This is a genomic window from Bacillus stercoris, from assembly GCF_029772985.1.
GTDB classification, from domain to species: domain Bacteria; phylum Bacillota; class Bacilli; order Bacillales; family Bacillaceae; genus Bacillus; species Bacillus stercoris.
This window is the reverse complement of the sequence record NZ_CP121861.1, coordinates 424,829-449,771: the sequence shown is the minus strand read 5'-3', so window position 1 is coordinate 449,771 and position 24,943 is coordinate 424,829. Positions and strand designations below refer to the sequence as shown.

Genomic DNA, 24,943 nt, shown 5'->3' with positions numbered 1-24,943 from the left:
GACTAGTCAGCCTCTCGTTCGATCGCCGCATCAGAGTTTCGGTTCAGAATGCTGATGAGCTCAGAGGCTGATACATCGGGGCGCTCGCCTGCTTTTTGATAGAGGGACTTTATCGATTCATAGTCTTCCTTTGTATCAATGGTCAGCCGATATCGAGGGGCGCGAAACCGTTCCGGAGCTTCCAAAAACTGGACGTGATAAAGAGCTGGATGATTTCTCACATATAACGTGACATGCTCCTGATATTGATCCTCCAAAGCCTGAATACGGCTGATGTCAATTAACAGGTTGGCGTTGACCACTTCGCCGCAAATCCCTAATGGGGCATTCAGGATATACGTATAATCCGCGCCTTGATCAAAATGCGCCTTAATCATTACATCGAGCAGCTCTGGATCGACAAACGGATTATCACCCGTTAACCGGATGATGACTGACGGTTTGACAGCCTCTATGACCTTTACAAACCTATCGAGAACACGTTCTTCGCTCCCGCGGAAAACGCGATAGCCATGTTTGATGCAATGCGCCTCTAATATGTCGTCGATTTCTTTGTCAGACGTGGCAATGACAAGATTATCCCGATCCTTTTGGTAAAACGCGCTTTTCCGGACGCGATGAACGAGAATATCAAGTAAACGATCCGATCCAATCGGTCGAAGCACTTTTCCCGGCAGCCTTGTTGAACCCATTCTCGCTTGAATGATAAAGAGAATGTCATTCATGAAACGGGCTGTCCTTCATTAAAATGTCATCCCAGGCAATGCCTGTGTCGGCCGGGATGTCTCTTACAGCCCGAACACCGCCGGTCAGCAGTTCAAAAAATCTCGGGTGCAGTCCCTGCGGCTTTTGTCCGGGCCGAAGCACTGCGATATTGTCTTCACTAAAGACTTCACCTTTTTGAATCGGAGCTGTTGTAAAAATGCCTCTGTATGCAAAATTTCTGATTTCTCCTTCGATGGCGGTTGTTGTTTTGTATGAACTGCCAAGCAGTTTTTCAGAGATCGGCTTTTTGATCCCCTGTTTCAGCTCAGCCTCCGTTTTCCTGATGCCATCGACCATTTCTTTCAATTCATCCGGATTTAATGCAAACGAGTGGTCGGCACCCGGCAGATTTTTATCGATCGTAAAATGCTTTTCTATCAGTCTTGCTCCAAGCCTAACCGCGGCACACGGCGCTTCTGTCGGATTCTCGCTATGATCCGAGAAGCCGATTACCGCCTCAGGAAAAGCGGCGGCAAGCATCGGAATGACGCTGAGGTTGCTGTACTCCGGCGGTGCAGGGTATTTCGCCACACAATGCATTATGGCAATTTGATTGTTTCCCTCTGCCCTGATGGTGCTCCAAGCTTCTTGAACGTCAGAGATTTCAGCTCCGGCTGTCGAGAAAATCATCGGCCTGTTCAGCCGGGCGACATATTTGAGCAGCGGGAGATGGTTAATTTCATAGGATGCGATTTTAAAAGCGCTCGGCGAGGTGGACTGAAGCAGATCAGCTGACCCTTCGTCACATACCGTGCTTAGAAAGATTACCTGCTTTTCGCGGCAGTAATCCAATAACGGTGAAATCCACTCAGCGGGCATTTCCATAGATTGAACCAAAGAAAAAATAGAGACGTCCTTGCCCGCTGCCGTTTTGTACAAACCAGGATCTTTCTGGTACATCCTATCAGCCTGGAACATTTGAAATTTCACGGCATCCGCTCCCGCTTCCGCCGCGGCGTCTATCAGTGCAAAAGCCTGATCAAGCTTCCCGTCATGATTAATCCCCGCTTCGGCGATAATAAATACAGGAGCGTCATGCCCTACAGTTTTATTCGCAATCTGAAACTTTGCCATTATTTCGCCTCCTTGCCCGGCCAAATATGATAATAGTAATACGATTGTTCAGCGGTGAAGCCCATTCGTTCATAAAGGCGGATCGCCCTTACATTGTGAAGCTGCGTCCCCGCTGTTACCGTTCTATGCTTCTGGGTCTCCGGTTGTTCTATGAGATTCGCCAATAAATGAAAGGCAATACGTTTTCCTTCAAATCCCGGCTTTACAGCCATCAAATCGAGAATGCACTCATCATCCCTTGATAAGCCCTGAAGATAACCGATGACCTCGCCATTGTGTTTAGCGACAATATTAACCGCCGCCCTTCCATTCAGATTGTTTCGTGTCCACTCCTGAAAAATGTTGTTTGCTGCATCGCGGCTGAGATGAGGGTCCTGAAAATATCTGCTTTTTGTAAACGAGTCTCGGGCCAGCTCACATATCGCTTCTGTGTCTCCGGGCTCAGGCGGACCCAGTTCAAAAAATGGCGGGGTTTTGTCATAAAAAGACGGAGGCATCGCCAGCTTCAGCAAACTGCCGACAAAGTAAGAGGACGGCTGCTGCTGTATCACATGCGCGGCTCCGATATCTTCAGCCGGAACACGGACAAAGATAAAATCCGTTTCATCCATTTGGCGTACAGAATAAAAAGCTTCAAACAGCCTCTTCAGCTGCCCGGTGCTGTTCGCCGCAAGAAGTTTGACATTCATGACTTTCTTCTGAAGCACCTTGCTTTCCCACAAAGAATCTTCGTAAAGCAATACGCCTTGGAGCCTGCTGTTTTCAAAAAGGCCGAGGGAAAATTGATACGGAACATCCAATGTAAGCTGTCTGCTTTGGAGAAATTCCTCAATCGCCTCTTTGGAGACATGTTCTTTTACCGTATACACTTAACCAGCCCCTTTTACGATATCCCGCACAGCTTCAATGACATCATGTACATCGTCGTCAGACATTGACGGATAAAGCGGGAGGGAAAGGGTTCGTTTATAGTAATTCATGGCATTCGGGAAGTCCGATTCCTTAAATCCAAATTGTTTTTGATAATACGGATGAATGTGTACTGGAATAAAATGAACGCTCGTGCCGATATTGTATTCATCCTTTAGAGCCGTAATCATTTCGCTTCGCGTAACACCAGCCTTTTTTTCATCAACTTGCAGAACATATAAATGCCAGGCGTGTCTGCCGTCATCATGAACAAACGGTGTGATCAGCCCCGGAATCTGCTGAAAAGCATTTTGATAGCGACCGGCAATCTCTTCTCTCCGTTTCTGCATATCATCCAGCCGTTTCAGCTGATGAAGTCCAAGAGCCGCCTGCAAATCAAACATATTCATCTTATAGCCGGGCGATTCGACTTCATAGTACCAGCTGCCATTTGAAGAATAACGGTTCCATGCGGCTTTACTCATGCCGTGAAGGCTTAGCACCCGAATCTTATCGGCAAGCTCCTCATCATCTGTCGTGAGCATGCCGCCTTCCCCTGTCGCCAGGTTTTTGGTGGCGTAAAAGCTGAATGCCGTCGCATCCCCAATCGAACCGATCATTCTGTGCTTATAAGTCGTATATACCGCATGCGCCGCATCCTCCAGCACGAATAAACCATGTTTTTGGGCAATTGCCAAAATCACATCCATATCGCAGGACTGCCCGCCAAAGTGGACAGGTACAACTGCTTTCGTTCGCGGTGTGACGGCTGCCTCAAGCTTTACCGGGTCAATATTGAGCGTGTTTTCGTCAATGTCCGCAAACACAGGCGTCGCTCCTGTATGAATAATCGTATTGGCGGTCGAGCTGAACGTAAGCGGAGAGGTAATGACCTCGTCCCCAGGACCGATTCCTTTTGCTTTCAAAGCCAAAAATAAAGCTGCGGTACATGAATTCACCGCCACGGCGTGTTTCGCCCCGACAAATGCGGCAAACTCTTTTTCAAACTGCTGAACCTTCGGGCCTTTGGAGAGCCATCCCGATTCAAGCGTTTCAGTAACCTCCTGAATTTCTTCCTTACCGATTAACGGCAATGAGTAAGGGAGAAAATGATTTCTCTTTTGCACCATTTCTTTGCGCTCCTATCATTTTATTCAGTATCTTCCCGCCTATAATCAACCCCTGTTTTGGCTTTCAGTTCCGTAAATAAAGCGTTTGTTGATTCTGCCACCGGATAATTAGCCGCTATGAATGCCAGACGCGCCTCTTCCGCTTTTTGATGCACGTCAGGGCTTCGAAGAACCTCAACCAAGGTGTGTGCCAGTTCATCCGGCTGGTCAAACATAAAATCGCCAAGAGATTCATAGTACGGATACGAACGATTTCCGGATGATTTGCCGATCAGCACAGGCTTTTGAAACAGCATGGCTTCGAGACCGACTGTTGAGGTTTGCGTCACTGCGGCATCAGCATACGGCAGCAAGTCATAAAGGTCGAGCTCCTTTTTGATGACTCTGCATGCTTGATGTTTTTTCGCCGCTGCGTGATACAGATCAAGCTTGTTTTTTCCAATTTCCCACGGATGGGGTTTGATGATGATTTGCAGCTGCTTCTGATCAGAAAGCCCTTCCAGCACACCGGAATAAAAATCTGCTGAAAAGGGCTGAGTGGCAATGAGCACAATTTTTTTAGACGGGTGAAAAGCAAGTTTTCGATAGAATATGGACATATCCATTGGTGTTCTGTTAAAAATCTGATCGAAGCGGGGATGTCCCGTTACAAGAATCTGCTCGGGTTTACAGCCTTTTCGTAAGAACCACTCTGCTTCATACGCTCCGAAAACTGCTTGATAGGTTGTAAAAACAGGAATGAAGGCTTCATCTCCCATCAACGCGCCATGCTGAAGACAAATGCTGACGGCCCCTTTCCTTTGACACATGAGAGCAAGCACCCTGCTGTAAATATCTTCTGCCGTGCCGACAATAACTGCTGAAATCTTTTCCTGTTCAAACAGCGCATCAACTGTATCAATGGCTTCTATAAATAAAGGAATGTCTTTGAAAAGCCGGTCACGAAACGCTTGATCACCAAATGCCGGGTGGTCATCATAAGGGGCGAGAATCGAACAGGCTGTTTCGAGATAAGGCTTCGAATCGCCTTTTTGGCATGATTCCGCAATCTCCCGCTTGCTAATCACAGGCAGATCACAATAATGCGGCAAACTCCATCTGGCCAGAACAGCGGTTTTTTCAGGATCAAATTGATAGTAATTTTCGTTTGAAAAACGCAGGTAATCAAAGTGCAAAATGACTTTCCCTTTAACAGGTTCGGCATTTGTTTTAACGATGTTTTGGATTCTTTCTTCAAAAAACGGCTGAATCTGCCCCTCATCGATATGCTGATCCACCGGTCCGAATAACTCCGGTTCTTCTTCCATCATCACCCTCAGCTCAGGGCTGATGTATTGATAAAAATTACTGATAAGCCCAAGCGGAATCCCTTTGTAGCGAAGTTTGTCAAAAAGCGCGACATACTTCCGGTACAGCACCCAATAATTGCTTAAATAGGCCGACAAGCTCTCACCCCATTCCAAGCTTTTTTAATGATTCACGCAGCTCTCGGCAATTTCGCTGCGGAGGCAGGTTCCTGACAAATTCATTTTTGTCTGATTCAAACAGCTGAAAGTGAATCGATTGGTCGGTAATATAATTCAGGTCCAGCTCCTCATCCAGCGGGTAAAACGGATAAAAATGATTGACTCTCCAAAAGAACCGGGCATCTCCTATACGGTAAAACGCCGGGCTTTCATCCCAATAGGAGCCAAACTTCTCCTTCACCTTCTCAAGCACCGAATATCTGTGCATCACCGAGCAATGATCGATGGCGCACGGCGCGTTCCATGTCACTTGAGCGGCAGGCCTGACCGTTTCTTTTACAATGTCGCGATGCTCGTTTAAATGATAGGTTTTGGAGGCTGAGTAAATCACAGCCTTTTCAGGATGGGCATCGAGCTCCCGCACCATTTTCAGGAGCCGGTCCGGCATATAGATGTTGTCATCCGTCGCATAGGTGATATATTCACCTTCCGCCATCTCAATTGCCTGATTGATCAGTGCCGCGTACCTCGTTTTTTCTGTTCTTTCCTTTACTCCAGATACATCGCTTTGATAAAAACGCACTCGGCTATCATTCAAAAAAGGACGGATTACATTCAGCGTCTCTTCATTGGAGTTGTCATCCATAATAAACAATTCAAAATCTGAAAACGTTTGTGAGAGTATGCTAGAAATGGACTTTGCCACATAATCGCTTTTGTTATAGCTCGTCATAATGACTGATACTTTCGGCAAATCCTACACCTCCTTCTTGGAACTTCACACCTGAAACTATCGTTATCTTATGTCGCTTACGCTCAAGTTGCGCTAGGGATACAAACCAATATGCGAAAAGTTTGTGTATGTCTATGAAAAACAGAGGCTGCCCAGAGTGAAATCTGATCCGTCCGCTGTTCTTTTTCAGCATATTCCAAGCATCAGCCTCATAAGGTGAAAGAGATAAAAATCGCACCAGCGACTAAGATCGTTTTTCATCGGAGGTGAGTCATCGCGGAGCGTTCACCTATACATCCAGAACATGTTTTGAATGGCTTTCATAAAAAGGAGGAACGATATGAAACCGAAAAAAAATCAATACCAGCAAATGCAGGGATTTGATAATATGCAGGGGTATCAGCCTCAGTTTGGCGCCAACCCTTACCCGCAGCAAGGCCAAGGGTCACAAATGCAGACGATGGGGATGCAGCCAATGATGCCAATGCAGCAGGGACAGCAAGGACAGCAAGGACAGCAAGGATTTGGATTCCCGGGCCAGCAGCAGGGCGGCGGGTTTCAAATTCCTTCGGGGCCTACACCATCAGCACCAGGCCAAAGCGTTCCCGGCATGCTGCCTGTTGAGGAATCTTATATTGAAAATATTTTGCGCCTGAATCGGGGAAAAACAGCCACCATTTATATGACATTTGAAAACAGCAAGGAATGGGGCTCGAAGATCTTTCGCGGCGTCATCGAAGCAGCGGGCCGGGATCACATCATTATCAGCGACCCGAAATCAGGAACACGCTATCTGCTCCTGACAATCTACCTCGATTACATTACGTTTGATGAAGAAATTGCTTATACGTATCCATATTCCATGGCGTCCTATTCGCCAAGATAAGAAAAAAGCCAATCACTCATATGATGAGGATTGGCTTTTTTGTTTAGAGATATTTGACGGCTGCGACAACAACCATAATCCAAGAAATAATAAACGCCACACCGCCGAGCGGAGTGATCGCGCCAAGAATGGAGATTTGCGTCACACTTAGAATATATAGGCTTCCGGAGAACAGCACGATTCCCGCAAACATCAGCCATCCGGCTGTCGTGACACTGCCTATGCCGGATAATTTATCAGCCAGAAACGCGACAACGAAAAGCCCCAGAGCGTGATACATATGATACTGCACGCCTGTGTGCCAAACCTGAAGATATTTATCAGGTATTTTCCCTTCTAATCCGTGAGCGCCAAATGCTCCGAGCCCCACAGCAAGCAGGGCGTTAATGGCCCCTAATATGATAAAAACTTTCATCTATCTCTCCCGCCTTTTCGTTAAACTCATATCATTTATCTTATCGCACCTGCACCAAAATTCAATGTTTGTTCTCCGTTGACACGAGATTGTCGGATTTTCTCCTGCGCCAAAGCTGGAACTGGTCAGCCCCTATTGCAGCAAGCGTCCCTAATACGAGCCCGTTGCTTAACAGAGAAATAAATACCGGATGCAATCCTTTTAACGCAGTTTCAGGAACAAACATGATACCGACCCCTGTCAGCAGCGAGATGCCGATGACAGACCGCACCCTTTTTAATTCTTCTTTCTCATATGAATCAAATTCGGCAAAGGCCAGACCGCCCATTGCGGAGAAAACAACAAAATTCACCGCGAATCCGACGGGTGACGGCAGGCTCGCAAACGTATTCATAAAAAACGGGATCACGCTGATCACGATAACCAGAATACTGCCGAGCATAAACGGTTTTTTAGAAGGCATTTTGGTTGTTTCAATAAAACCTGCGGCTCCCGAAATCGGAACCGGTGCAATGGCACCCGTCAAGCCGCTAAGCAAATGGCTGAATGAAGCGGCAAAACCGGCATGGCGTTCATGATGCTTTCCATCAGGCTGTTTGCTGAATTTTTTCACGGCGATGTCCACGACCTTCATGCTCGCCAGCATATTCACGATCAGCAAGATGGTAATAAATATAGAAGTGATGATCAGCCCGCTGTTAAATAACGGAGTCCCAAAAGGAAACAGGGAGGGCAGCTGAAACATCCGGTCCGGCATTTCAATCGGCTTTGCCGCCCCGGCAGCCGCAAACAGCACCCATCCGCCAAACAAGGCTAATAAAATAGAATATTGCTTAAAAAACATGATATTCGAATTTGTCATCATAAAGGCGGCAGCGATTACAACAAGCGCCAAACCAAATACAAGACCGTCCACCCCGTCCTTTCGATAGCCGATCCCGAGAATTCCTTTTATAATCGGCTGACTCAGCTGCATCACAAGAAGCAATAAATAGACGCCCGTGACAACCGGAGTAAACAATTTTGCAAGCCGGTCAATGACCTTGAAAACACTTAACAAAAAGAAACATACAGCGCTTACAAGGAGAGCTCCCTGCAACCCCCGCAGTGTGTCTCCATATGTCGCAAACACAGTTCCCGTCAGCCCTGCGTAGATCGTATACACTCCCCACCACAAACCGGCGGGGCTTTCATTGATCGGCAGTCTGTGGCCTTTCAAACACTGGATGACGGCGGCAATTCCCAGTACAAAAAAAGTGCTTTGAATCAATCTCGCAGAATCCGAGTGATCCAGATGAAACGACTGGGCAACCGCCACCGGAACAACAATCGCCGCAGCAATGATAAACGCTGTCCATTGCAGTGCGCCAAGAACCAATTTCACGTAAGCTCAACCTCTCTCTTTAAAAATCAAATAAAGACTCTCCGTTTCCGTCCTCTTCCTGCTTCTCTTTTTCTTGCTTTCGATATTTGTTTAATCCCGCGCTCCCCATCATTTTTTCCATCATCAGCTGGTCTGTCGATGGCGGCGGGGCAGGACTTGGTGTAACGCTTGGCTGTATGCGGGGCGCGCTCGCGGTCTCCGGCTGATCAAGCACGACATCACACAGAGAACGGACAACCGCTACATAACGCTTCAGCTCCTCATCTCGTTCAGCCGTTTTTGCTTTTTTCAGCTCTTCTTCCATCTTTTGAATCAAAGCAGATATATGAATGTTCATGAAGCACCCTCCAAAAAATAAATGTTATCTTCCTGCATTTTATCAAATTCCTGCCGTGAACGCAGAAATGAGTTTGTTATTTTTTCTGACAAACCCTGCGCAATTGACAAGCAGAAGAAATTTTTCACATAATAAATCACCATACCTTACAAAAAGGAGAGACGGAATGAACAGCAGCCCCTCTATCATCAGCAAGCATAAAACCTATTTTGCGGCGGGACATACGAGACCGCTTGAATCGAGACTGAACATTTTGCGGAAGCTGAAACAAGCCGTCAGAACTCATGAAGCCGATCTCATAGCCGCTCTCTACCAGGATCTCCATAAATCCGAGCAAGAAGCATACTCAACAGAAATCGGAATCGTCTTGGAGGAAATCAGCTTTGTCATGAAACGGCTGAGAAAATGGTCCAAGCCGAAACGAGTCAAAACGCCGCTGACTCATCTAGGCTCCAAAAGCATCATCATTCCTGAGCCGTATGGAACCGTTTTGGTGATTGCGCCTTGGAACTATCCCTTGCAGCTGGCGCTTTCCCCGTTGATTGGAGCCATTGCGGCGGGGAACACGGTCGTTCTCAAACCGTCAGAATATACGCCGGCTGTTTCCGCTGCACTTTCGAAACTCATCAGCAGCGTTTTTCCGACCGATTATGTCGCTATGGCAGAAGGCGGGCCCGACGTCAGCACGGCATTATTACAGCAGCCCTTTGACTACATTTTCTTTACAGGCAGCGTAGCCGTGGGAAAAGTCGTCATGGAGGCCGCCGCCAAACAATTAATTCCCGTAACCTTGGAGCTCGGCGGAAAAAGCCCCTGCATCGTCCATAAGGATGCTGACATACGGCTTGCCGCAAAACGCATCGTCTTCGGGAAATTTACAAATGCGGGACAAACCTGCATCGCACCGGATTATTTATTTGTCCACGAGGACATCAAAACGAAGCTGGCGGAAGAAATGAAGCATGCAATCAGAGAATTTTACGGCCCTCAGCCTGAACGAAATCCGCAGTACGGGAAAATCGTCAGTGAACGGCACTATCAGCGGCTGCTCAGCTTTCTGAATGATGGCATCCCGCTCACAGGCGGACAATCTGATCCTGATCATCACAAAATTGCGCCGACCATTCTCGAACAAGTGAGAGATGACTCTCCAGTGATGCAGGAGGAGATTTTCGGGCCGATTCTTCCGCTCTTTACATACCGTGATATCGGGGAAGTCATTGAGAAAGTCCAATCGCGCCCAAAGCCGCTCGCCATGTATCTCTTCACCACAAACAAAGAAACTGAGCGCGCTGTTTTAGAGAATCTGTCGTTTGGCGGAGGCTGTGTCAATGATACGTTAATGCATGTTGCGACGCCGTATTTGCCATTCGGCGGCGTCGGGGAAAGCGGCATCGGCAGCTATCACGGATTTGACAGCTTTAACACGTTTACGCACAAAAAAAGCATCGTCAAACAAACGAACCGCTTCGACTTCGCATTTCGTTATCCTTCCTCCAAAAACGGGCTGCGAATGATTCGAAAAATACTCAAATAAAAAAGCGCAGATCACCTGCGCTTTTTACAAATCCTTAATACACCAATCAATCGGCGCCTCTCCCATTTTCTCCAAATAGGTATTCGCCCGGGAAAACGGTTTGCTCCCGAAAAATCCGTTTCTTGCAGAAAACGGGCTGGGATGCGTTGATTCAATGATAAAATGCTTGGACGTGTCGATCCGTTCTTTTTTCATTTGAGCATGCCGTCCCCACAAAATAAAGATAACCGGCCGCTCTCTTTCATTCAGCACATCGATAATCCGGTCTGTCAGACGCTCCCAGCCTTTTCCCTTATGGGAATTCGCCTGTCCGCGCCTTACTGTCAGCACAGTATTCAGCAAAAGAACCCCTTGCTTTGCCCAGCTCACAAGCGATCCGTGATTTGGGATGCTGCATCCGATGTCCTGCTGCAGCTCAAGAAAAATATTTTTTAACGAAGGCGGCTGCTTTACACCCGGCTTTACGGAGAAGCTTAAGCCTTGAGCCTGTCCCGGCCCGTGATACGGATCCTGCCCCAGAATGACGACCTTGACATCATCATAGGACGTATAATGCAACGCATTGAAAATGTCCCGGCTGTCCGGATAAATCGTTTGCTCCGCGTATTCCCGCTTCAGCATTTCTCTGAGCTCTTGATAATACGGTTTCTCAAACTCTTCTTTTAGCTGATCCCACCAGCTGTCTTGTAAAAGCTGTTTCAAGATTCAGGCCTCCTTACGAACGATGAAGTCTGGAATAAACAGGTTCGCCATCCCAAACCATTTCACTTTTTGCTTCCCGCCTTTTCATCTCAGGCTCTTCAAGCAGGACGGCAAAGTTTTTCGTCGGCAGCTCTCCGAGTCCGTGCTTTTCACTTAACCGATCCAAATATTGCTTCCGCTTGGCGCCAAGGTCCGCAGACTGATTGTCTCCCGCGTCACTGAAGGCATAAATCACACTGGCGCAAGGGACCCGCTTCACCCGGTAATCCTTGGCCGCGCGTAAATAAAAATCCCAGTCCCAATAATTGTGCACATCAGCATCGAAATACCCGATTTCATCATGCAAGAAACGTCTGTACATGCTGCCCGACGGCACATATGTAGAGAACACTCTCATATCCTCATAGTCTGCGGTATAAGCAAACAGCTTCCGTGAAACAGGATATCTTGTTCCGTTTTTCTCTTCAAACGAGACAATTTCCGCATCAGAATGAACGAAATCTGCCGTTTCTATTTCCTTCGCCATTCTCTCCACATGCCCTGGCGTAAAGAAATCATCGTCATCACACAGCATAATGCAATCGCCAGACGCCTCTTTTACACCGGCATTTCTCGCAGCCACATGCCCCGAGTTCTTTTCTAAATTGATGACAGCAATCGGCAGCTCCGGATACAGTGCTTTGACTGGCACGACCGATTCCCCCGCATCATTTACGATAATAATTTCATACGGCTTCAAGGTCTGGCGGGAAATCGACTCCAAAAGCTCACACAAAGCCGGAATCCGATTATAGGTCACAATTACGATAGAAATCTTCATGATGCTCTCCTTCTCATTTTCATAGTCATGTACTATTAAAACATATATTGGACGGGAGATCAGTGGGAATATCCTACTGAAACAGGAAAGGTGACCTTGAGAATACCAGATGATTTGCTAAGCCTTCTATATTGTGATACAGAGAAAATCTAACTATAATGAAAGACAAAACACGATGGAGGTTCAAGACATGTCTATGCATAAAGCACTCACCATTGCCGGCTCAGATTCCAGCGGCGGTGCTGGGATTCAAGCTGATTTAAAAACATTCCAAGAAAAAAACGTATACGGGATGACCGCCTTAACGGTGATCGTTGCGATGGACCCGAATAACAGCTGGGACCACCAGGTATTCCCGATCGATACGGATACAATCCGCGCCCAGCTTGCAACAATTACGGACGGCATCGGTGTGGACGCCATGAAAACAGGAATGCTGCCAACCGTTGACATTATCGAGCTTGCAGCAAAAACGATCAAAGAAAAACAATTAAAAAATGTGGTAATTGACCCGGTTATGGTTTGCAAAGGTGCTAATGAAGTCCTTTATCCAGAGCATGCCCAAGCCCTGCGTCAGCAGTTGGCTCCGCTAGCCACTGTCATTACGCCAAACTTGTTTGAAGCCAGCCAGCTCAGCGGCATGGATGAACTAAAAACAGTTGACGATATGATCGAAGCCGCGAAAAAAATTCATGCACTCGGCGCTCAATATGTCGTCATTACAGGCGGAGGCAAACTCAAGCACGAGAAAGCCGTTGATGTTCTCTATGACGGTAAAACAGCGGAAGTCCTTGAAAGCGAAATGATCGATACGCCTTATACACATGGCGCAGGCTGTACATTCTCAGCAGCCGTGACAGCGGAGCTTGCCAAAGGTGCGGAAGTCAAAGAAGCCATTTACGCAGCGAAAGAATTCATCACAGCTGCCATTAAAGAATCCTTCCCGTTAAACCAGTATGTCGGACCTACGAAGCATTCTGCGCTGCGCCTGAATCAACAATCATAAAAAAAGCGGCTGCCTTACTGAGAGGCAGCCCCTTTTAAATCACCGAAGACTTTTCACAGAAAAAACTGCCGATCCCCTCGGCAGCCTGTTTATTTGATTTTTAAATTATTTGCAGATTTCCTCAAAAATGCTTCTATCGACTGAACAAAAAGTGCATATTCCTTCATTTGTTCATATGCCCGCGTGAGAATTTCCGCCGTTTCACTGTGCGGTGTTGTTCCGCCAAGCATTTTTTTCAGCTGAAGCAGCACATCCTTATATTCTTCCCGCTTATCTTCAACTTGGTCCGCAGCCTTTTCCAAACATGCCGGTGTTATCTTCTGTTCATGTATATTCAAGAAAACAACTCCTTTTACAGAAAAAAATAGTAGGTTATCGTTGAAGAATAGCACAGATGGCTTAGATTTCACATAAGAAAATAGAAGGATTTTCTACATAAGGGTCCAAATTCCGACATTCATTTCAGATTTCCCGGTCGAACTGGCTGTTACTTCATGATTTCCCGGGAAAGGAAAATATCTTGCACTAAAAACCTCTTCTCCGTTATTCATAAAGATTTCCACAGATGACGCGTCGAGAAACATGTGTACGGTATGCAAATCCTTGATGCGGCAATGTCTTGCTTCTGTTCTTTTTCCGTCAAAGCTCTTTCGTTCCAGCGTAACAATCCCCGCGTCTTTATGGAAGGAAAACGTAGCCGTTCCGCGGATACTGATTGAAAAGCCAGACTCCGTATGAATGTCTTCCAGCAGAATCTCAGCTCTTTCAGGTTTTTCCACTGGAAGCGTACCAGATGATCCATGCATGTTGATGTGTATTTTTTTCTCATTTCTGCGCATGGCTTTTAGCTCAGGCAGCGGCTGCTGAATCAGCTTCTGGCCTGAAAGCGTCAGCTGTCTCGGCAGCGTCATGCAGTGAATCCAGTGGTAGTCAATGGTCGGATGGGACCCTTCATCCTGATCAGGCACCGCCATCCATGCAAACAAAATCCGCCTTCCCTGATCGTCTTCAAGTGTTTGCGGTGCGTAAAAATCAAAACCTTGATCAAGTTCCCTAAAATCACCATGCTTCAGTTCAGGCTTGTTATAATCGAGACGCCCGACAAAATAACCTGACTGGTACACGTTCTGATAAAGGAAACTGTCAGCCTCAAGCCCTTGAGGCGAGACAATCAGCACGTCGGACCCTTGAAGGGAAAATAAATCAGGGCATTCCCACATGTATCCAAAATCGTCCAGCCCGTTGAATCCCGCGCCAGTTATCGGGCCAAGAAATCGCCACTCCGTCAGGTTATCAGAAGCAAACAATACAGCCTGCCCGTTCAAATTTTCCGTTTGCGCACCAATCACCATATACCATGTACCTTCATGCTCCCATACCTTCGGGTCGCGAAAATGGGGCGTATATCCTTCCGGAAGGCGGGCGACAACACCCTTTTTCTCAAAGGACAGCCCGTCGTCAGAAACAGCAAGGCATTGATACGTTTCCCGATTTCCCTCCTGGTCCCTGACATTTCCTGTGTAAAACAGATAGAGCCGATCGTCTTTCGTGACAGCGCTGCCCGAGTAGCAGCCGTTTTTATCAAACCAATCACTCGGAGCCAGCGCAATCTCTTCCCGCTTCCAATTCACAACATCCTGTGTCGTATAATGCCCCCAAAATTTCGCGCCGTGCCCCGTCTGAAACGGCTGCCACTGAAAGAATACATGATAGGTGCCCTTCCAATAAATCACGCCATTCGGATCATTCAGCAGCCCAACCGGCGGCATGATGTGAAAATGCTGGCGATGCGGATCGCTGTCAGCGATAGGCTCTTTTTTCTCCACCTCTTCATAAGCCCGGCGACGAAGCTCCTGATCATGTGCTGTCATTTTTTTCTCCCCTCATCCTCATTAATCTTCATGACAAATGCTGCAATGAACGCTGACACTGCCGCAATGACCATTCCAATCAGATAGTTGATCAAGTTGCCCATGCCAAACGGTGCAGCAATGGCGATCATCGGAATACCCGTTAACCCATAAGCGTTTGCAGCAACATGAGTAAAGACGACATAAGCACCGCCCAATGCGCCTCCGATCATCGCGGCGATAAACGGTTTTCGGTAGCGAAGGTTAACTCCGAATATGACGGGCTCAGTAATGCCGAGAAAGGCGGAAAATGCTGCCGGAAGCGCGATTTCTTTTGTCTTTGCTTTTTTGGCCATAAAGAAGACGGCAAGGCCAGCCCCGCCTTGTGCGACATTCGCCATTGACCAGATCGGCAGCAAGTAGTTTTTGCCTATATCTGCAATTAGCCCCGCCTCAATCGCATGGAAGCTGTGATGAACACCTGTCAGTACGATGAGTGAATACGTGCCCCCGAAAATCAAACCTGCAACAAAACCGGCATGGTCATACACATAAGTTAAAGCAACCGTAATCCCGGAGCCAAGGGCTCTTCCCAGAGGGCCAATCGCGATAAAAGCAACAAACCCGGTGACGATTACAGTAACAAAAGGTGTAACAAGCAAATCCACCGCATGCGGAACCACTTTTCTTGTCCATTTCTCTACCTTGCTCATTACATAAACCGCCAGCAGAACAGGGATGACAGTTCCCTGATAACCTAGAAGCGCGATATCCAATCCGAAAAGATGCATATAATCAGGTGTCGCTTCAGCCAAACCCCATGGATTCAGAAGGTTTGGATGAATCATGATTCCCCCAATGACCGCTCCCAAGTATGGGTTGCTGCCAAATTCTTTTGAAGCGCTTACTCCAATTAGAATAGGCAAGAAAATGAATGCTGCACTTGAAAACATATCAAGCAGCTGAAAAACCGCAGAATCCTTGCTCATCCAATGAAACGCATTGATCATACCCAGCAATCCCATTAATAGGCCGCTGGCTACAATAGCCGGGATAATTGGGACAAAAATATTAGAAAGCGTTTTCGCAAATCTCGCAGCGGGATTCAGCTTTTCTTTTGCCGCATCCTGATGATTGACGTGTTCCTCACGCTCAATATCAGCTTCTTTAGAAAAAACATCGAATACTTTATTCACAAGGCCTGTTCCGAAAATGATCTGGTACTGGCCAGAGCTGCTGAAGGCCCCTTTGACACCATCAAGCTCTTCAACCTGTGCTTGATCTATCTTTGATTCATCTTTCATCACTAAACGCAGTCTTGTTGCACAATGAGCCGCGCTGATAATGTTATCTTTCCCTCCGAGAAGCTCAATGAGGCGTTTTGCAGTCTCTTTGTAATCCATCTGTTTCTCCCCCTTTTATTTAAACAAAAAAGACCTAAAATTCGCCAACGAATAAAGGACACAGTGATCCTTTTTTCATTTCGCAAATTTTAGGTCTTGCCTGCTTTACCAGTCACAATCCCGCTTATTCAGATTGAGAATACGCTTTCATCATAAAACATGACAGCGTTTTCGTCAACTACTTTTTAGTTAAATAGTTTGATAAAACATGTAGACAAAAATTCGTAAAAAATATTTGTGAAATAGTTCACAATATCATGCTATACTATGCTCAATCATGATAGAAAGCAGGAAAAGACCATGGAAACTCAAGCATTGCAAAAGGTTGAACAGTACGCTTTGAAAAAACAAAACATATTCGCTTCAAGCAAAATCCGTTATGTGCTTCGGTCCATTTTGGCCAGTATGTTTATTGGTTTTGGCATTACAGCAGCAAGTAAAACCGGCAGTTATTTCTATATGGCTGATTCTCCATTTGCCTTTCCGGCAGCCGCTGTCACTTTCGGGGCCGCTATTGTGCTGATCGCTTACGGAGGCGGAGATTTATTTACCGGCAATACCTTTTATTTCACCTATACCGCGCTCCGAAAAAAACTCCGCTGGCGCGATACCCTGTACTTGTGGATATCAAGCTATGCCGGCAATTTAATCGGCGCCATTTTGTTTGCCATCCTGATCAGTGCGACAGGGCTTTTTGAGGAGTCTTCCGTACATTCCTTTTTGATTCATCTGGCAGAACACAAAATGGAGCCGCCGGCTTCCGAGCTGTTTTTCAGAGGATTTCTGTGCAATTGGCTTGTCTGCCTCGCCTTTTTCATTCCAATGGCTCTCAAAGGGGAAGGAGCAAAGCTCTTTACCATGATGCTTTTCGTTTTCTGCTTCTTTATTTCCGGCTTTGAACACAGCATTGCCAATATGTGCACATTCGCCATCTCACTTTTGGTCGAGCACCCTGATACAGTGACACTGATGGGAGCAGTCCGAAACTTAATTCCCGTTACGCTCGGGAATCTGACCGCGGGAATGGTCATGATGGGCTGGATGTACTACACACTCAATCCTGATCAATAAAAAAAACTTCCAGAGATCACTCCCTGCAAGTCAAAGCGGTTATTCCGAGAGATCTTGAAGACGCTGGACATGCAGCGTGATATAGCCGGCCTCGGATTCCGGCAACTGTAATTGATATTCATTTTTCAAAAACTCCGCCAGCTCCAGCGCACATTGATAGGCAAATGAATACTTTTTTTGGATGAAATAAAGCATCTCCTCGTCCATATGATGGAGCGCTTCATTTGATTCCAACCGGCTGACCGCGTATCGCAAATGCGTGACAAGGCGTTGATAGGAAATGCTGTTTTCATCCACCTTTCGATTAAAGTATTGTTCTATTTTCTCTATCATTTCTTTGATCATGGTCGTATGCTTCAGCGCTGAATACATGCTCTCCGCATCCATCTTGGCCGTATGGATGTGAAGGGCAATATAACCCGCTTCATCTTCAGGCAGAGACACGCCCAATGTCTCTTTTACATGTCCGATCGCCCATAGGCCGATCTCGTATTCTTTTTTATAGAGCGCTTTTATCTCATGCAGCAATTTATTCTGCACAAGCAGCCCATTTTGAACCCTTTCGATCGCAAAGGATAAATGGTCAGAAAGCGCGATATGAATGTGGTCGCTCAGCGGCGCCGCGAGCTCCCCTTCCGCATAGCTGATGATATCTTCAGCTATCTCTATATGCTCCTCCGGCAGTGTTTGCAGGATTTGTTTGAATTTTTCATTCTCGTCGCGCACGACAAAGATTTTTTCCACTTTATTCATAGGGATGAGATCATTTTTCTTTTTTTGAAAAGCGATTCCAGGTCCCATCACGATTTTTTCCTGATCATCCTCTTTTATTAAAGCCGCATTGTTGTTTAATACTTTATAGATTTTCAAGAGGTTATCTCTCCCGCCAATTTGCTTTTGACTGGGATTTTACCTCCTTTTGACCGCCATGTAAAGATGCGGGCCCGCTCTCTCCTGCTTTGGCGATTCCTTGAAGGCTTGCAAACACCTTCTTTTATAAAGCGCGGCGGCTTTCGCTTTCTGTTTTTCTTCCTCATTCACAGCCATCCGCCATTCATAAAACGAAACAAGTCCCGCGGCTTGCACCGCCGCCTTTCTTTGGTATGTACGCTGAGCCGAGTAGACCGCGGCAGCCGCAGTTTTTCTGTCCGGCGTCACCCAGTTCATCAAAAAGACCATCCACACCCGTAAAGATACAAGCAAACGTTTCATAGAAAAACATCCCTCCGCTTCTTTTTGGCAGGCAGCCTTTTTTAGCAGCCCGTTTTCTCAGCCGCAGCCCGCAGGAAAAGACGGCCGATTTCTTTTCTCGCAAACTAGCAGCTCTAGCAAAACTCATGACTCTATGATAGACCGTTGAAAGAGAATTCTTTGTCACAATATGAGTGAAAAAACCAACTAGTTTTTAGAAGTTTTGTTGAAAGCTGAAAGAATTGAAATGAAAATTGGAGAACGGTTTGAAAACTTTATACACAAGTTATCCCAAAGATAAGAACAACTTAATCACAAGAGATATCCACATGTCCACAAACTCTATCTATATTTTGTATACGAACATTTATTCCCAACTATATATATACACAGGTTTATTCACTTATGCACAGGGTTCTGTGTATAACTCCTTCCTTATACACAAACAAAATCCAATAAATGGTCCAAATGACACAAGGATTTTTTTGAATTTTCAAGAAATATATACTAGATCTTTCACATTTTTTCTAAATACAAAGGGGGAAACACATTGAAAAAGGGGATCATTCGCTTTCTGCTTGTCAGTTTCGTCTTATTTTTTACGTTATCCACAGGTGTTACGGGCGTCAAGGCAGCACCGCCGTCTTCAAAAACGTCGGCTGACCTGGAAAAAGCCGAGATATTCGGTGATATCGACATGACAACAAGCAAAAAAACAACCGTTATAGTGGAATTAAAAGAAAAATCCTTGGCAGAAGCGAAGGAAGCTGGAGAAAGCCAATCGAAAAGCAAGCTGAAAACCGCTCGCACAAAAGCAAAAAACAAAGCAATCAAAGCGGTGAAAAACGGAAAAGTAAACCGGGAATATGAGCAGGTATTCTCAGGCTTCTCTATGAAACTCCCAGCTAATGAGATTCCAAAACTTCTCGCGGTAAAAGACGTGAAGGCAGTATACCCGAACGTCACGTATAAAACAGACAATATGAAGGATAAAGACGTCACGATCTCTGAAGACGCCGTATCTCCGCAAATGGATGACAGTGCGCCTTATATCGGAGCAAACGATGCATGGGATTTAGGCTACACAGGAAAAGGCGTCAAGGTGGCGATTATTGATACTGGGGTTGAATACAATCACCCAGATCTGAAGAAAAACTTTGGACAATATAAAGGATACGATTTTGTGGACAATGATTACGATCCAAAAGAAACACCAACCGGCGATCCAAGGGGCGGTGCAACGGACCACGGCACACACGTAGCCGGAACTGTGGCTGCAAACGGAACGATTAAAGGCGTTGCGCCTGATGCCACACTTCTTGCTTATCGTGTGTTAGGCCCTGGCGGAAGCGGGACATCGGAAAACGTCATTGCTGGCGTGGAACGCGCTGTACAGGACGGAGCAGATGTGATGAACCTGTCTCTCGGAAACTCTTTAAACAACCCGGACTGGGCGACAAGCACAGCACTTGACTGGGCCATGTCAGAAGGGGTTGTCGCTGTTACATCAAACGGCAACAGCGGACCGAACGGCTGGACAGTCGGATCGCCTGGCACATCAAGAGAAGCGATCTCTGTCGGTGCGACTCAGCTGCCGCTCAATGAATACGCCGTCAAATTCGGCTCCTACTCTTCAGCAAAAGTGATGGGCTATAACAAGGAGGACGAGGTCAAAGCACTCAATAACAAAGAAGTTGAGCTCGTCGAAGCGGGAATCGGCGAAGCAAAGGACTTTGAAGGAAAAGACCTGACAGGCAAAGTCGCCGTTGTCAAACGAGGCAGCATTGCATTTGTGGATAAAGCGGATAACGCTAAAAAGGCCGGTGCCATCGGCATGGTTGTGTATAACAACTTCTCTGGAGAAATTGAAGCCAATGTGCCAGGCATGTCTGTCCCAACGATTAAGCTTTCATTAGAAGACGGCGAAAAACTCGTCAGCGCCCTGAAGGCTGGTGAGACAAAAACAACATTCAAATTGACAGTCTCAAAAGCGCTCGGTGAACAAGTGGCTGATTTCTCATCACGCGGCCCTGTTATGGATACGTGGATGATTAAGCCTGATATTTCCGCGCCAGGCGTCAATATCGTCAGCACGATCCCAACACACAATTCTGACCATCCTTACGGCTACGGATCAAAACAAGGAACAAGCATGGCATCGCCTCATATCGCCGGAGCTGTTGCCGTTATTAAACAAGCCAAACCAAAATGGAGCGTTGAACAGATTAAAGCTGCCATCATGAATACCGCCGTCACTTTAAAGGATGGCGATGGGGAAGTATATCCGCATAATGCCCAAGGCGCGGGCAGCGCAAGAATTATGAACGCGATCAAAGCCGATTCGCTCGTCTCTCCTGGAAGCTATTCATACGGCACATTCTTGAAGGAAAACGGAAATGAAACGAAAAAAGAAACGTTTACGATTGAAAATCAATCTTCCATTAGAAAGTCATACACACTGGAATATTCATTTAATGGCAGCGGCATCTCCACATCCGGGACAAGCCGTGTTGTGATTCCGGCACATCAAACCGGAAAAGCCACTGCAAAAGTAAAAGTCAATACGAAAAAAACAAAAGCTGGCACATATGAAGGAACAGTTATCGTCAGAGAAGGCGGAAAAACGGTTGCTAAGGTACCTACACTGCTGATTGTGAAAGAGCCCGATTATCCGAGAGTCACATCTGTCTCCGTCAGTGAAGGGTCTGTACAAGGCACCTATCAAATTGAAACATACCTTCCTGCGGGAGCGGAAGAGCTGGCGTTCCTCGTCTATGACAGCAATCTTGATTTCGCAGGCCAAGCAGGCATTTATAAAAATCAAGATAAAGGTTATCAGTACTTTGACTGGGACGGCACGATTAATGGCGGAACCAAGCTTCCGGCCGGAGAGTATTACTTGCTCGCCTATGCCGCGAACAAAGGCAAATCAAGCCAGGTTTTGACCGAAGAGCCTTTCACTGTTGAATAAGAAGAAGCCCTGCCGATTGGCAGGGCTTTTTAACGATCAGTCAGCTAACGCCTCCTGCAATAAACGATACGACCGGAGCTTATCTTCAAAATGATGTGTAATGGTCACCACCATGATTTCCTCTGTTTCATACGCTTTACTCAAAGCTAGCAACTGCTCCTTAACCTGTTCTTTCGTACCAACAATCATTCGATTTCGATTATCAGCAATTCGTCTCTGTTCATAGGGAGAGTACGTATTTTTCCGAACAGCTTCATACGAAGGAACTCCCTCTAAAGGAATCCCCTGCTCTCCCGCCAAAAGCGTAAAATCGAGGACAGCCCCAAGCTCCTCTGCCTTCTCCTCTGTGTCAGCACAAAGAACAAAAACAGCAACTGCCGCTCGAGGCGTATCTCCTAACACAGACGGTTTGAATCGTCTCTTATACTGTCTGACAGTATCCTCTCCGCCTTCTCCATTGATAAAATGGGCAAACATATAGCCAGCGCCAGATTCCGCGGCGAGCAGCGCGCTTTCTCCAGAAGAGCCTAGCAGCCATACATCCGGAGCAGTTGAAATATGCGGCGCAGCCGTCAGATTCGGAAAACGGTGTTTGTCATCCGCCAAATCATGCAAATACATGGTCAGCTCCTTAATTTGCTGCGGATACTGATCAGCATTGCGCTTACCGCCGTCATTCAGCGCCCATGATGCAATCGGCATTCCCCCCGGTGCTCTGCCAAGCCCCAGGTCAATTCTTCCCGGTGTCAGCCCCTCCAGAACACGAAAGTTTTCAGCTACTTTATAAGCACTGTAATGCGGCAGCATAACTCCTCCTGATCCAACGCGGATTCGCTTTGTTTTCGCCGCTATATGACTGATGAGCACCTCAGGACTGGAGCCTGCCAGCCGTTTAGAAAAGTGATGCTCAGAAACCCAAAATCTCTTATATCCAAGGTCCTCAGCAGCTTGGGCAAGCGCAACGGTTTGCTGTAAGGCCATTTCTGCATTGCAGCCCTCTGATACTGGAGATTGATCTAATATACTTAATGAAACCATCCCTACCACCTCATCCTCATCGTATCACTGATCCCCTAATTTTTCTCCAAAGCCGCTCACACTGCTTATCAGTGTCCCCCATCATTCGCCATTTATTTGTGAAAGCATGTCCCTATTTGTCGGAATATGTTACACGTGAAACATAAAAACCCCTCCTAGACGGAGAGGTTGGCTTTAGTTTTTATTAAAGCCCTTTTCTTTCACGTAGTCATTTAAATACGTACGCGGCTTCTGCTTCATAAAGTTCAGTATTTGATCGGACCACGTTTCTTCCCGCTGTCCGTTTGTTCTTTCTCTATAGTAATCAGAAATGGTTTTGTCATACGTATTCATAGTATGACGGAAATCGTCTGCGTTCACATTATACGCATTCTCATGATAAACGGCCTGCTTTGGCAGTCTCGGTTTTTTGCCGGATAGATTCGCTGGATGACCTACTGCCAGCCCGAATAGCGGGAGCACATGGTCAGGCGTTTGCAGCACCTCTGTCACCTTGTCCAACTCATTCCGAATGCCGCCGATATAACAAATGCCAAGCCCCATAGATTCAGCCGCAATGCTCATATTTTGCGCTGCCAGCGCCGCATCAATCAAGCTAACCATAAACATTTCCGTATTCTCGAGCAGCTCAGAAATATGTTCCCCTTTTTCCTCAGCCAGTTGTTGATGGCGGTACAAATCCGCACAAAATACAAAAAAGTGCCCGTTCTTCTCAACGTAAGGCTGATTCCCAGCAAGCACAGACAGCTCACGTTTTTTCTCAGGATCAGAAACCCCGATAATCGAATATGCCTGCACATAACTGGATGTAGACGCAGCCTGCGCACTTTTCACTAATGTATCAATTTCTTCAGCTGTCAAAAGCTGATCAGTAAAAGACCGGATTGACCGATGATTCAAAATGGTTTCGATTGTGTTATTCATCACAAGAACCTCCTTATCTCTTTTTATCATATCCGAAAAAAAGTATTCCCAAAAGTGAAATGCTCTGCACAAAAAAAAGACAACCTCTGAAAAGGCTGTCTTCATCTTAAGAATTAAAGAGATAACTTCTGTATTTCGTCAGCTGCACACTCGCGTTATACACAATCCCGAAACCGATTAGCGTTGCAAGCGTCGAGCTTCCACCATAGCTGACAAACAGCAACGGAATCCCGGTAACAGGCATAATGCCGATGTTCATTCCGATATTCTGGAATGTGTGGATGACAATTAACGCCGTATAGCCAACGCAAAAGAAGGAAGCAAAACGGTTAAACTGATGTATTTTATCTATCAGAACGACAAGCCTGTAGATTAAGAAGAAGAACATGATGACGACAATCGCACAGCCTATAAAGCCAAAGCTTTCACCCAAAATGGCGAAGATAAAGTCGGTCTGTCCTTCTGGTACATACACCTTCAAATTGTGAACGCCATTTCCGACAATGCCGCCTGAGCCGATAGCCATAACAGCCTGATCAACCTGCCAGCTGCTGTTTGCATCTTCCTGAGTTGTTCCATTTGTATCAGAAACCCAGGATGTTACCCTCTTTATTTGATACTCTTGAATCCCAACTGATTTAGCAGCATCAGGAAAATTAATCATCACTAATAAAATAAGAGAAATAAGTAAGATACCAGAACCACCAATGATTGCGATCAGCTTCCAGTTTACTCCTGACATAAAGATCATGACAATCACAATAAACATACATATCCCGGCTGTACCAGCATCCTGAAGAAGGATAAGTCCGATCGGCACTACCGATACACCTGCAATCTTAAGCAAAAGATGCACATCATCTCTGAGCGTTCGGATTTTTTTAGGGCTTGCTTTTGAAATCACCGAGGCTACCATCATCATGAGCCCGATTTTCATAAATTCAGAGGGCTGTAACGTTACAGAACCAAACTGAAACCAGCTTTTTGCACCGTTTTTCACTGGTGCAATAGACTCAGGACTGACTCTCAATATCAAAAGAAGCAAAATCCCGAATAAAAATACATATAAACTCAGTTTTTCAAGCTGCTCCAAATCGAAATACAGCAACACCGAAATGGCAATAGCCCCCAAAGCATAATAAATAATTTGTTTCGTCCAGGCATTATCTCCATACTGCCCAAACTGACCGGCAGCATAAATCGCCAATACGCTTATAATAAAAAACACACCAAATATAAAAATCAAATCCCCCTGGTAAAAGGGGCTTTGCTGTTTCTTATATCGACTCATTCTATCCCGCCTTACATTTTCATCGGAAAATCACTAATGT

At 46.2% G+C, this 24,943-nt stretch carries 24 protein-coding genes; 5 read left to right on the top strand and 19 right to left on the bottom strand.

The genetic code is table 11. From position 1 onward, the window contains the following. Positions 1–2 precede the first annotated feature (2 nt). Genes QA442_RS02360 through spsA form a run of 6 tightly spaced genes read right to left on the bottom strand, consistent with a single transcriptional unit; the run spans position 3 to position 6,098 of the window. The gene (locus QA442_RS02360) at positions 3–725 is read right to left on the bottom strand and encodes a glycosyltransferase family protein (protein WP_095431127.1); all 723 of its coding nucleotides are present in this window, start codon (positions 723–725) and stop codon (positions 3–5) included. After that, entirely contained in the window at positions 718–1,839 is a 1,122-nt protein-coding gene (locus tag QA442_RS02355) for an N-acetylneuraminate synthase family protein (protein WP_095431126.1), read from the bottom strand. Before QA442_RS02355 ends, QA442_RS02360 begins: the two co-directional genes overlap by 8 nt. Continuing rightward, complete coding sequence (locus tag QA442_RS02350; protein WP_014665816.1) at positions 1,839–2,708, bottom strand: GNAT family N-acetyltransferase; 870 nt, start codon at positions 2,706–2,708, stop codon at positions 1,839–1,841. Before QA442_RS02350 ends, QA442_RS02355 begins: the two co-directional genes overlap by 1 nt. Then, positions 2,709–3,878 carry a DegT/DnrJ/EryC1/StrS family aminotransferase gene (locus QA442_RS02345; protein ID WP_071581873.1) on the bottom strand — a complete coding sequence of 390 codons (1,170 nt, stop codon included), beginning with the start codon at positions 3,876–3,878 and terminating at the stop codon, positions 2,709–2,711. 20 nt (positions 3,879–3,898) lie between these two features. Then, positions 3,899–5,323, bottom strand: coding sequence for a CDP-glycerol glycerophosphotransferase family protein (locus tag QA442_RS02340; protein WP_095431125.1), 1,425 nt, complete (start codon positions 5,321–5,323; stop codon positions 3,899–3,901). A gap of 4 nt (positions 5,324–5,327) precedes the next feature. Continuing rightward, a complete protein-coding gene (gene spsA / locus QA442_RS02335) occupies positions 5,328–6,098 on the bottom strand; it encodes a spore coat dTDP-glycosyltransferase SpsA (RefSeq protein WP_095431124.1) in 771 nt (256 codons plus the stop codon). A 319-nt stretch (positions 6,099–6,417) separates the two neighbouring features. On the opposite strand from spsA, the gene gerQ reads away from it, so the two are divergent. Beyond that, on the top strand, positions 6,418–6,963 hold the full coding sequence (gerQ, locus tag QA442_RS02330; RefSeq protein WP_095431122.1) for a spore coat protein GerQ: 546 nt from the start codon (positions 6,418–6,420) through the stop codon (positions 6,961–6,963). A 43-nt stretch (positions 6,964–7,006) separates the two neighbouring features. Here the strand turns inward: gerQ and QA442_RS02325 are convergent, their stop codons facing one another. The 3 genes from QA442_RS02325 to QA442_RS02315 all read right to left on the bottom strand — a co-directional run bounded on the left by QA442_RS02325 (position 7,007) and on the right by QA442_RS02315 (position 9,099). After that, positions 7,007–7,378, bottom strand: coding sequence for a DUF423 domain-containing protein (locus QA442_RS02325; protein WP_014665823.1), 372 nt, complete (start codon positions 7,376–7,378; stop codon positions 7,007–7,009). Positions 7,379–7,439: 61 nt separating this feature from the next. Then, positions 7,440–8,762, bottom strand: coding sequence for a purine/pyrimidine permease (locus QA442_RS02320; protein ID WP_095431121.1), 1,323 nt, complete (start codon positions 8,760–8,762; stop codon positions 7,440–7,442). A 19-nt stretch (positions 8,763–8,781) separates the two neighbouring features. Further along, positions 8,782–9,099: a YwdI family protein gene (locus QA442_RS02315; protein WP_014665825.1), complete on the bottom strand. Its 318-nt coding sequence runs from the start codon at positions 9,097–9,099 to the stop codon at positions 8,782–8,784. 166 nt (positions 9,100–9,265) lie between these two features. Here QA442_RS02315 and QA442_RS02310 point away from each other — a divergent pair, with 166 nt between their 5' ends. Continuing rightward, positions 9,266–10,636 (top strand): aldehyde dehydrogenase, encoded by a 1,371-nt coding sequence (locus tag QA442_RS02310; protein WP_095431120.1) that lies wholly within the window; start codon positions 9,266–9,268, stop codon positions 10,634–10,636. 24 nt (positions 10,637–10,660) lie between these two features. Here the strand turns inward: QA442_RS02310 and QA442_RS02305 are convergent, their stop codons facing one another. Next, positions 10,661–11,338, bottom strand: a complete 678-nt coding sequence (locus tag QA442_RS02305) for a uracil-DNA glycosylase (RefSeq protein ID WP_071581867.1) — start codon at positions 11,336–11,338, stop codon at positions 10,661–10,663. A gap of 13 nt (positions 11,339–11,351) precedes the next feature. After that, a complete protein-coding gene (locus QA442_RS02300; RefSeq protein ID WP_047183375.1) occupies positions 11,352–12,158 on the bottom strand; it encodes a glycosyltransferase family 2 protein in 807 nt (268 codons plus the stop codon). Positions 12,159–12,348: 190 nt separating this feature from the next. On the opposite strand from QA442_RS02300, the gene QA442_RS02295 reads away from it, so the two are divergent. Continuing rightward, positions 12,349–13,164, top strand: coding sequence for a bifunctional hydroxymethylpyrimidine kinase/phosphomethylpyrimidine kinase (locus QA442_RS02295; protein ID WP_071581866.1), 816 nt, complete (start codon positions 12,349–12,351; stop codon positions 13,162–13,164). An 89-nt stretch (positions 13,165–13,253) separates the two neighbouring features. On the opposite strand, the gene QA442_RS02290 is transcribed toward QA442_RS02295, so the two are convergent. From QA442_RS02290 to scrA, 3 genes are all read right to left on the bottom strand, one after another. Continuing rightward, positions 13,254–13,502, bottom strand: a complete 249-nt coding sequence (locus QA442_RS02290) for a hypothetical protein (RefSeq protein WP_014665831.1) — start codon at positions 13,500–13,502, stop codon at positions 13,254–13,256. Positions 13,503–13,595: 93 nt separating this feature from the next. Then, positions 13,596–15,035, bottom strand: coding sequence for a sucrose-6-phosphate hydrolase (gene sacA, locus QA442_RS02285; protein WP_095431119.1), 1,440 nt, complete (start codon positions 15,033–15,035; stop codon positions 13,596–13,598). Continuing rightward, on the bottom strand, positions 15,032–16,417 hold the full coding sequence (scrA, locus tag QA442_RS02280; RefSeq protein ID WP_095431118.1) for a PTS system sucrose transporter subunit IIBC: 1,386 nt from the start codon (positions 16,415–16,417) through the stop codon (positions 15,032–15,034). The genes sacA and scrA overlap by 4 nt, the downstream gene beginning before the upstream one ends. A 300-nt stretch (positions 16,418–16,717) precedes the next feature. On the opposite strand from scrA, the gene QA442_RS02275 reads away from it, so the two are divergent. Further along, positions 16,718–17,488: a formate/nitrite transporter family protein gene (locus tag QA442_RS02275; protein ID WP_095431117.1), complete on the top strand. Its 771-nt coding sequence runs from the start codon at positions 16,718–16,720 to the stop codon at positions 17,486–17,488. 39 nt (positions 17,489–17,527) lie between these two features. Here QA442_RS02275 and sacT read toward each other — a convergent pair whose 3' ends face one another. Together sacT and QA442_RS02265 are read right to left on the bottom strand one after the other, a co-directional pair. Then, positions 17,528–18,358 carry a sac operon transcriptional antiterminator SacT gene (gene sacT / locus QA442_RS02270; protein ID WP_014665835.1) on the bottom strand — a complete coding sequence of 277 codons (831 nt, stop codon included), beginning with the start codon at positions 18,356–18,358 and terminating at the stop codon, positions 17,528–17,530. A 39-nt stretch (positions 18,359–18,397) separates the two neighbouring features. After that, entirely contained in the window at positions 18,398–18,700 is a 303-nt protein-coding gene (locus tag QA442_RS02265) for a hypothetical protein (protein ID WP_003222155.1), read from the bottom strand. A 529-nt stretch (positions 18,701–19,229) separates the two neighbouring features. Here QA442_RS02265 and vpr point away from each other — a divergent pair. Then, positions 19,230–21,650 (top strand): serine protease Vpr, encoded by a 2,421-nt coding sequence (gene vpr / locus QA442_RS02260; protein WP_095431116.1) that lies wholly within the window; start codon positions 19,230–19,232, stop codon positions 21,648–21,650. A 36-nt stretch (positions 21,651–21,686) separates the two neighbouring features. On the opposite strand, the gene QA442_RS02255 is transcribed toward vpr, so the two are convergent. From QA442_RS02255 to QA442_RS02245, 3 genes are all read right to left on the bottom strand, one after another. Next, the gene (locus QA442_RS02255; RefSeq protein ID WP_095431115.1) at positions 21,687–22,688 is read right to left on the bottom strand and encodes an LLM class flavin-dependent oxidoreductase; all 1,002 of its coding nucleotides are present in this window, start codon (positions 22,686–22,688) and stop codon (positions 21,687–21,689) included. 174 nt (positions 22,689–22,862) lie between these two features. After that, entirely contained in the window at positions 22,863–23,612 is a 750-nt protein-coding gene (gene nfsA, locus QA442_RS02250) for an oxygen-insensitive NADPH nitroreductase (RefSeq protein WP_014665840.1), read from the bottom strand. 106 nt (positions 23,613–23,718) lie between these two features. Beyond that, the gene (locus tag QA442_RS02245) at positions 23,719–24,903 is read right to left on the bottom strand and encodes an FtsW/RodA/SpoVE family cell cycle protein (protein WP_095431114.1); all 1,185 of its coding nucleotides are present in this window, start codon (positions 24,901–24,903) and stop codon (positions 23,719–23,721) included. Between the last annotated feature and the right edge of the window lie 40 nt (positions 24,904–24,943).